This window comes from Streptomyces sp. NPDC006265 (assembly GCF_040613555.1).
Taxonomy (GTDB): domain Bacteria; phylum Actinomycetota; class Actinomycetes; order Streptomycetales; family Streptomycetaceae; genus Streptomyces.
The window spans coordinates 1-9,622 of record NZ_JBEXSH010000291.1; the positions used below are offsets into that span (position 1 = coordinate 1).

Sequence of the window (9,622 nt, forward strand, 5' to 3'; positions counted from 1 at the left end):
CCCCCTCCTTTTCGTCCGCACCGAATTACCGAAGTGAGGCCGGACACTGAGAGGGGGGAGAGACCCCCTGCCTACGATCGGGCCGAACATTCCCCCACTCAGCAGTCTTGCGGTAATTCGGCCGAAAGGGCAGTCGAGCGCGATGACGAATCAGCACCAGTCCGAATCGATCGGGACGCGCCGTGCACGGAGCGAGGACATCGCGGTCGTCGGCCTTTCCTGCCGTCTGCCCGGAGCGGGCAATCCCGAGGCGTTCTGGGACCTGCTCAGCACCGGCACCTCCGCCATCACCCCGGTCCCGGCGGACCGCCTGCGGCCCGCGACCGGCGAGGCCGGGTCCGAGAGCACCGGACCGGGCCTGCGCCACGGGGGCTTCCTGGAACGCGTCGACACCTTCGACGCCGGGTTCTTCGGCATCGCCCCGCGCGAGGCGCGCACCATGGATCCCCAGCAGCGCCTCGTGCTGGAACTGGCCTGGGAGGCACTGGAGAACGCCGGGATCGTCCCGGCCGCCCTGCGCGGCAGCCGCACGGCCGTGTTCGTCGGCACCCTGCGCGACGACTATGCGGCGCTGCTCTACCAGCACGGCGCCCGTGCCGTCACCCAGCACACCATGACCGGCGTCAACCGCGGCGTGATCGCCAACCGGGTCTCCTACCACCTCGGCCTGCGCGGCCCCAGCCTCACCGTCGACTCGGCCCAGTCCTCCTCGCTGGTCGCCGTGCACCTGGCCTGCGAGTCGTTGCGCGCCGTCGAGTCCGACGCGGCCATCGTCGCCGGGGTCAACCTCAACATCCTCGCCGAGGCCGCGGTCGCGGGGGAGCGCTTCGGCGGTCTCTCTCCCGACGGCACCACCTACACCTTCGACGCCCGCGCCAACGGCTTCGTCCGCGGCGAGGGCGGCGGCGCCGTCGTCCTCAAGCCGCTGTCCCGGGCCCTCGCGGACGGCGACGACGTCCTCGGCGTGATCCACGCCAGCGCCGTCAACAACGACGGATCCACCCCCGGACTGACCGTGCCCGGCCAGGAGACCCAGGAGCGGGTCCTGCGCGAGGCGTACGAACGCGGCGGACTCGCCCCCGACGCCGTCCAGTACGTCGAACTGCACGGCACCGGCACGCCGGTCGGCGATCCCGTCGAGGCCGCCGCGCTGGGCGCGGTGCTGGGAGCGGCCCGCTCCGACGCCGGTCCGCTGCGGGTCGGCTCCGCGAAGACCAACGTGGGGCACCTGGAGGGCGCCGCGGGCATCGTCGGCCTGATCAAGACCCTGCTGGCCCTGCGCCAACGCCGCCTGCCCGCCAGCCTCAACTTCGACACCCCGAACCCGGCGATCCCGCTGGCCGAACTGGGCCTGGAGGTGCAGCGCGAGACCGGTGACTGGCCCGCCCCCGACCGGGCGCTCATCGCCGGCGTGTCCTCGTTCGGCATGGGCGGCACCAACGCACACGTGGTCCTCGGGGAGGGACCGGCCACACCGGCACCGGCCGAGGCACGCGACGCAGCGGGTGCCCTGCTGGCCGGGGTCGACTCCGGCCGCGATGCCGCCGCCCGCGGGGCGCAGGCCGGCCGGCTGCGCGCCGCCGTGACCGCCGAGCCCGAGCCCCGCCCCGAGGACATCGGCCATTCCCTGGCCACCACCCGCACCGTCTTCGACCACCGGGCCGTCGTCCTCGCCGACGACCGGTCCGGCATGGTCGCCGGCCTGACCGCCCTGGCCGGGGGCCGCGCCGCCGCGCAGGTCGTCACCGGAGCCGTCCGCCCCGGCACGACGGCCTTCCTCTTCACCGGACAGGGCGCCCAGCGCGCCGCCATGGGACGGGAACTGCGCGACGCCTTCCCGGCGTTCCGCGCCGCCTTCGACGAGGTGTGCCGGGCCTTCGCCCCGCTGCTCGACCGGCCCCTCGCCGAGGTGGTCGACTCCGGCGCCGGCCTGCACGACACCGCCTGGACCCAGCCCGCGCTCTTCGCCGTCGAGGTCGCCCTGTACCGCCTCGTCACCTCCTGGGGCGTCGCCCCCGGCCATGTGGCCGGGCACTCCATCGGGGAGATCGCGGCCGCCCATGCCGCGGGTGTGCTGTCCCTCGACGACGCCGCCCGGCTGGTCGCCGCCCGGGGCCGCCTGATGCAGGAACTGCCCGCCGGAGGCGCGATGATCGCCGTCGAGGCCACCGAGGACGAGGTGCTGCCCCTGCTCGCCGCGCAGGACGGGCCGGTGGCCGTCGCCGCCGTCAACGGGCCGCGCGCGACGGTGCTCTCGGGCGCGCTGGACAGCGTCACCGCCGTCGCGGAGCAGCTCGCCGCGCAGGGCCGCAAGACCCGCCGTCTCACGGTCAGCCACGCCTTCCACTCGCCGCTGATGGACCCGATGCTGGAGCCCTTCCGCGCGGTCCTGGAGGAGCTGACCTTCCACGAGCCGCGGATCGCCGCCGTGTCCACGGTCACCGGCGCCGCCGTCGCACCCGGCGAGTGGACCTCACCCGCCTACTGGGCCGAGCAGGTGCGCCGTCCGGTCCGCTACCTCGACGCCGTACGCACCCTGGAGGACCTGGGCGCCGCCACCCTGCTGGAACTGGGTCCCGACGGCGTCCTGACCGCGCTGGCCGCCGCTAGCGCCCGCGACACAGGGGCCACCGCTCCCGTCGCCACGCTCCGCGCCGGCCGCGCCGAGGTCCGTTCCCTGCTCACCGGCGTCGCCGCCGCGTTCGTCCGCGGCACGCCCGTCGACTGGGCGGCCGTGCACGCCGACGGCCCGGGCCGCCGCGTCCCGCTGCCCACCTACGCCTTCCAGCGCGAGCGCCACTGGATCGACGGCCCGGCCGCCCCCGTGGCCCCCGCCGCACAGACATCCGCGCCGGCCCTGTCGGAAGCCGGGACCACCGCCACACCCCCGGCCGCCCCGGGCCCGCACGCCCCCGACGCCACCGCCCTCGTGCTGGAGCAGGTCGCAGCCGTGCTGGAGCACACCGACGTCCGGCGCGTCGACCCGCAAGCCGCCTTCAAGGACCTCGGCTTCGACTCCCTGATGACGGTCGAGCTGCGCGACGCCCTCGCCACCGCCACCGGACTGAAGCTGCCCAGCGGCCTGCTGTTCGACCACCCCACGCCGGCCGCCCTCATCGCCCACCTCACCACCCTCCTCGCCGGCCCGGACACGGCCGCCCTCACCGAGGACCGCCCGGGCGGCACACCCGACATGGCGCACGAACCCATCGCCATCGTCGGCATGGCCTGCCGCTACCCGGGAGGCGTCACCTCTCCCGAGGAACTGTGGAACCTGGTCGCCGACGGCCGGGACGCCATATCCGGCTTCCCCGGCGACCGCGGCTGGGACACCGGCCTGTACGACGCCGACCCCACGCACGGCGGTCACAGCACCGTCCGCGAGGGCGGCTTCCTGCACGACGCCCCCCTGTTCGACAACGAGTTCTTCGGGATCTCGCCCCGCGAGGCCCTCGCCATGGACCCGCAGCAGCGCCTCCTCCTGGAGACCGCCTGGGAGGCCGTCGAGCGGGCCGGCCTGGACGCCACCGCCCTCAAGGGCAGCCGGACCGGCGTGTTCGTGGGCGCCACCACCCTCGACTACGGGCCCCGGATGCACGAGGCCCCCGACACCGTCGAGGGACACCTCCTCACCGGCACCACGCCGAGCGTCATGTCCGGCCGCATCGCCTACCAGCTCGGTCTGCTCGGCCCGGCCGTCACCGTCGACACGGCCTGCTCGTCCTCGCTGGTCGCCCTGCACATGGCGGTGCGCTCCCTGCGTACGGGCGAGACCAACCTGGCCCTCGCGGGCGGCGCGACCGTCATGTCGTCGCCCGGCATGTTCGTGGAGTTCTCCCGCCAACGCGGCCTGGCCGCCGACGGTCGCTCCAAGTCCTTCGCCGCGTCCGCCGACGGCACATCCTGGGCCGAGGGCGTCGGCCTCCTGGTCGTCGAGCGACTGTCGGACGCCCTCCGCGAGGGACACCGGGTGCTGGCGGTGGTGCGGGGCAGCGCGATCAACCAGGACGGCACGGGCAACGGCCTCACCGCCCCGGTCGGCCCCTCCCAGCAGCGCGTCATCCGCGACGCCCTCGACGACGCCCGCCTCGCCCCCGCCGAGGTGGACGCGGTGGAGGCGCACGGCACGGGCACGCGGCTGGGCGATCCGATCGAGGCGCAGGCGTTGCTGGCGACGTACGGCCAGGATCGCGAACAGCCGCTGCTGCTGGGGTCGTTGAAGTCGAACATCGGGCATGCGCAGGCTGCCGCGGGCGTGGGCGGCGTGATCAAGATGGTGCAGGCGATGCGGCACGGTGTGCTGCCTCGGACGTTGCACGTGGACGAGCCGTCGCCGTTCGTGGAGTGGGACACAGGCTCGGTCGAGTTGCTGACCGAGGAGCGTGAGTGGACCGCTCGTGACGGTGAGCCGCGTCGCGCGGGTGTCTCGTCGTTCGGGATCAGCGGGACCAACGCGCATGTGGTGGTCGAGGAGTTCGTGACACCCGAGGAGGTCGCCGCCGAGCGGCCGGAGCTGCCGGGGCCGGTTCCGTTCGTGCTGTCCGCCCGGGACGATGCGGCGCTGCGCGCCCAGGCCCGGCGCCTGCACGACGTCGTCACGGAGAGCGGCACGCACCTCGTCGACCTCGGCGCGTCCCTCGCCGTCACCCGCGCCGCGCTGCCGCACCGCGCCGTGGTCACCGCCGCGGACACCGACACGCTCCTCGCCGGACTCGCCGCCCTGACCCGGGGCGAGGAGACCGCGCAGGTCGTCACCGGCAGCGCCGCGGGCGCGGGCCGCACCGCCTTCCTGTTCACCGGGCAGGGCGCCCAGCGCGCCGGCATGGGCCGCGAACTGTACGCCGCGTCACCGGTGTTCGCGGCGGCCCTGGACGAGGCGTGCGCGGCCCTCGACGAGCACCTCGAACTGCCCCTCCGTACGGTGATGTTCGCCGAAGCGGACACCGAGCCCGCCCGGCTGCTGCACCGCACCGCCTACACCCAGCCCGCCCTGTTCGCCGTAGAGGTCGCCCTGTTCCGGCTCCTCTCCCACCACGGCACCACACCGGACCTGCTCACCGGGCACTCCATCGGCGAGCTCGCCGCGGCCCATGTCGCGGGCGTGCTGTCCCTCGCCGACGCGGCCCGGCTCGTCGCGGCCCGGGGGAGGCTCATGGAGGCGGCACGCGCGGGCGGCGCCATGATCGCCGTGGAGGCCACCGAAGCCGAGATCGCCGACGACCTCAGGAAGGCGGCAGGCCGGCTCGACCTCGCCGCCGTCAACGCCCCCGACTCCCTCGTGATCTCGGGCGACGAGGACGCCGTGGAGGAACTGGCCGGACAGTGGCGCGCCCGGGGCCGCCGCACCCGCCGGCTCCAGGTCAGCCACGCCTTCCACTCGCCGCACATGGACGAGATCCTCGACGAGTTCCGCGCGATCGCCGAAGGCCTCACCTTCCACGCGCCGCGCATCCCGATCGTCTCCACGGTCACCGGCGAACTCGCCACCCCCGACGAGCTGACCTCGCCCGACTACTGGGCGCGGCAGATCCGCCGGCCCGTACGGTTCGCCGACGCCGCCCGGGCCCTGCACCGGCACGGCGCCACGGTGTTCGTCGAGACCGGTCCCGACGCCGTGCTCGCCCCGCTGACCCGGGCCGCCCTGGCCGACGCGGACGCCGCCGTCGTCGTCCCCTTGCTGCGGTCCGCACGCCCCGAGGACGAGACCTTCCTCGCCGGGATCGCCGCGGCCTGGACGGGCGGCGCGCCCCTCGCCGCGGAGACTTTCCACCCCGGCGCCCGCCTCGTCGACCTGCCGACATACCCCTTCCAGCGCGAGCGCTACTGGCTCACGCCCGAACGCCCGCTCGACGCCCGGGGCCTGGGTCTCGACGCGGCCGGCCACCCTCTCCTGCACGCCTCGATGGAACTGGCCGGCAGCGACGGACTGGTGCTCACCGGCCGCCTCGCCGTCGCCGACCAGCCCTGGCTCGCCGACCACGCCATCACCGGCACGGTCCTCGTGCCCGCCACCGCGCTGCTGGAACTGGCCCTCACGGCGGCGGGCCGCCTGGGCATCGACCAGATCGACGAACTGACCCTGGAAGCACCCCTGGAACTGCCGCGGCAGGGCGCCGTGCGCGTCCAGGTCGCCGTCGGCGCACCGGACGCCTTTGGCAGCCGACCCGTGGAGATCCACGCCTGCGAGGACAGCGGCCCGGATGCCGAGCAGCTGTGGACACGGCACGCCTCCGGCACCCTCGGCGGCACCCCGCCCACCGGCCCCGACCTGAGCCAGTGGCCGCCCGCCGACGCCGACGAGATGCCCCTGGACGACGCCTACGAACGCCTCGCCGGACTGGGCTACACCTACGGCCCGGCCTTCCAGGGCCTGACACGCCTGTGGCGCACGGCCGACGCGCTCTACGCCGAGGTCGCCCTGCCCGACGCGCACAAGAACGGCGCCGACCGGTTCGGACTGCACCCCGCCCTCTTCGACGCGCTCCTGCACCCGGTCGTGCTGCACGCCGCCGGGGACGACGACACCGCCGCCGACACCATCCGGCTGCCGTTCGCCTGGTCCGGCGCGTCCCTGCACGCCGGCGGCGCCGACACCCTGCGGGTGCGGATCGAGCCCGGCGGGCCCGGCACCTACGCGCTGCACGCCGCGGACGCCGTCGGTGCTCCCGTCATCAGCGTGGAGTCCCTCGCCCTGCGCCCGGTCGCCAAGGACCGCCTCCGCTCCGAACCACGGCTCGACGACGCCCTGTACGCCGTGGAATGGACGCCGGTCGCGACGCCCGAGGGCGATGCCCCGCGCGTCGTGGAGGCGAGCGACCTCACACAGGTGGACGGCACGGCGGACGTGGTGCTCGTACGCGCCCCCGCCGGTGACGGACACGGGGATGTGGCGGCTCGTGCCCACCACACGGCGGAGGCGTTCCTGCGCCTCGTGCAGGACTTCCTCGCCGACGAGCGCCTGGCCGACGCGCGCCTCGCGGTACTCACTCCGGGCGCGGTGGCCGCCGCACCCGGCGACCCGGTCCCCGAACCGGCCCAGGCACCGCTGTGGGGCCTGCTGCGCAGCGTGCAGTCCGAGCATCCGGACCGGGTGGTCCTGATCGACGCCGACACCTCCACCGACGAGCGGATCCTGGCTGCCGCCCTCGCTTCGGGTGAGGCGCAGGTGGCGGTGCGGTCGGGTGGGTTGGTGGTGCCGAGGTTGCGGCGGGCGGTGCCGGGTGAGGGTGGTGCGGTGGCCTGGGGTGAGGGGCCGGTGTTGGTGACGGGTGGTACGGGTGGTCTGGGTGCTGTGGTGGCCCGGCATCTGGTGACGGTTCACGGGGTGCGTTCGCTGGTGCTGGTGAGCCGGCGCGGTGAGGCGGCTCCTGGTGCGGGGGAGTTGCGGGCGGAGCTGGAGGCTCTGGGCGCTTGGGTGAACGTGGCCGCGTGTGATGTGAGTGACCGAGCGTCGTTGGGTGAACTGCTGGCCGGTGTGGGTGAGTTGTCGGGTGTGGTGCATACGGCGGGTGTGCTGGATGACGTGACGGTGGAGGGTTTGACGCCTGAGCGGTTGCATTCGGTGTTGCGTCCGAAGGTGGATGCGGCGTGGCATCTGCACGAGTTGACCCGGGGCATGGATCTGCGGGCGTTCGTTCTGTATTCGTCGGTGTCGGGTCTGCTGGGTACGGCGGGGCAGGCGAACTATGCGGCCGGGAACGCGTTCCTGGACGCGCTGGCGGCGCACCGCCGGGCTGCCGGGCTCCCCGCCACCTCCCTCGCCTGGGGCCTCTGGGACGGCACCCACGGCATGGGCGGCACCCTCGGCGACGCCGACCTGGCCCGCTGGACGCGCCAGGGCATCAGGACCCTCACCCCCGAGCACGCCCTGGCCCTCTTCGACGCGGCCCTGGCCGGCGACGACGCGCTGCGTGTGCCCGCGGTGTTCGAACAGCGGGCCCTGCGCGCCGAGTCCTCGCCCCTGCTGCGCGGCCTGGCCCCGGCCCCCCGCTCCCGGCGCACTGCCGCCCGGGCCGCCGACGCCGGCACCGAGGGCACCACCTGGGCGCAGCGGATCGCCGCCCTGCCGCAGGACCGGCGCCGCGAGACCGTACTCGACCTCGTCCGCGGCATCGTGGCCGGTGTCCTCGGCCACACCGACCCGCGGCGCCTCGATCCCAAGCGCGCCTTCAAGGAGAGCGGCTTCGACTCCCTCGCCGGTGTCGAACTGCGCAACCGCCTGAACACCGCCACCGGACTGCGGCTGTCCGCCACCGTCGTCTTCGACCACCCCACGCCCGACGCGGTCGCCGATCACCTGCTCACCCGGATCGCGGACACCGCCGCCCCGGCACCGGCCCGTACCGCACGGCCCGCCGCCGCCCAGGACGAACCCATCGCGATCGTGGGCATGGCCTGCCGCTACCCGGGCGGCGTCGCGTCACCGGACGACCTCTGGCGGCTGGTCTCCGATGGCGGGGACGCGATCAGTGAGTTCCCCGGCAACCGGGGCTGGGACCTGGACGGCCTCTACGATCCGGACCCCGCCCACACCGGCACCTCCTACGTCCGGCACGGCGGATTCCTGCACGAGGCCGACCGGTTCGACCCCGCCTTCTTCGGCATCCCGCCGCGTGAGGCGACCGCCATGGACCCGCAGCACCGGCTGCTGCTGGAGACGGCCTGGGAGGCGTTCGAGCACGCCGGCATCGACCCGGCCGGCCTGCACGGCTCGGACACCGGCGTGTTCACCGGCGCCATGTACGACGACTACGCGTCCCGTCTCGCGGCGAGCCCCGAGGAGTACGAGGGCTTCCTGCTCGCCGGCAACCTCTCCAGCGTCGTGTCCGGCCGGCTCTCCTACACCTACGGCTTCGAGGGCCCGGCGGTCACCGTCGACACGGCCTGCTCGTCCTCGCTGGTAGCACTGCACCTCGCGGCGAACGCGCTGCGCAACGGCGAGTGCTCGCTCGCCCTCGCGGGCGGGGTGACCGTCATGGCCGGACCGCACGTCTTCGTGGAGTTCTCCCGCCAGCGCGGTCTGTCGCCCGACGGCCGGTGCAAGTCGTTCGCTGCGGCGGCAGACGGTGTGGCCTGGTCGGAGGGCGTGGGCCTGCTGGTGGTGGAGCGCCTGTCGGACGCGGTGCGCAACGGGCACCAGGTGCTGGCGGTCGTCCGGGGCAGCGCGGTGAACCAGGACGGCGCCTCGAACGGCCTGACGGCGCCGAACGGTCCGTCGCAGGAGCGCGTCATCCGCCAGGCACTGGCCTCGGCCGGTCTGTCCGCTTCCGAGGTGGACGCGGTGGAGGCGCACGGCACGGGCACGCGGCTGGGCGATCCGATCGAGGCGCAGGCGTTGCTGGCGACGTACGGACAGGAGCGTGAACAGCCGCTGCTGCTGGGGTCGTTGAAGTCGAACATCGGGCATGCGCAGGCTGCCGCGGGTGTCGGTGGTGTGATCAAGATGGTGCAGGCGATGCGGCACGGTGTGCTGCCGCGGACGTTGCACGTGGACGAGCCGTCGCCGTTCGTGGAGTGGGACGCGGGTGCGGTCGAGTTGCTGACCGAGGAGCGTGAGTGGACCGCTCGTGACGGTGAGCCGCGTCGCGCGGGTGTCTCGTCGTTCGGGATCAGCGGGACCAAC

At 74.4% G+C, this 9,622-nt stretch carries 1 protein-coding gene; it reads left to right on the top strand.

Translation table 11 applies throughout. From position 1 onward, the window contains the following. Positions 1–142 precede the first annotated feature (142 nt). Positions 143–9,622 (top strand): type I polyketide synthase (locus ABZ281_RS23015; RefSeq protein WP_356658205.1); only part of this gene is annotated, 9,480 nt, incomplete at its 3' end.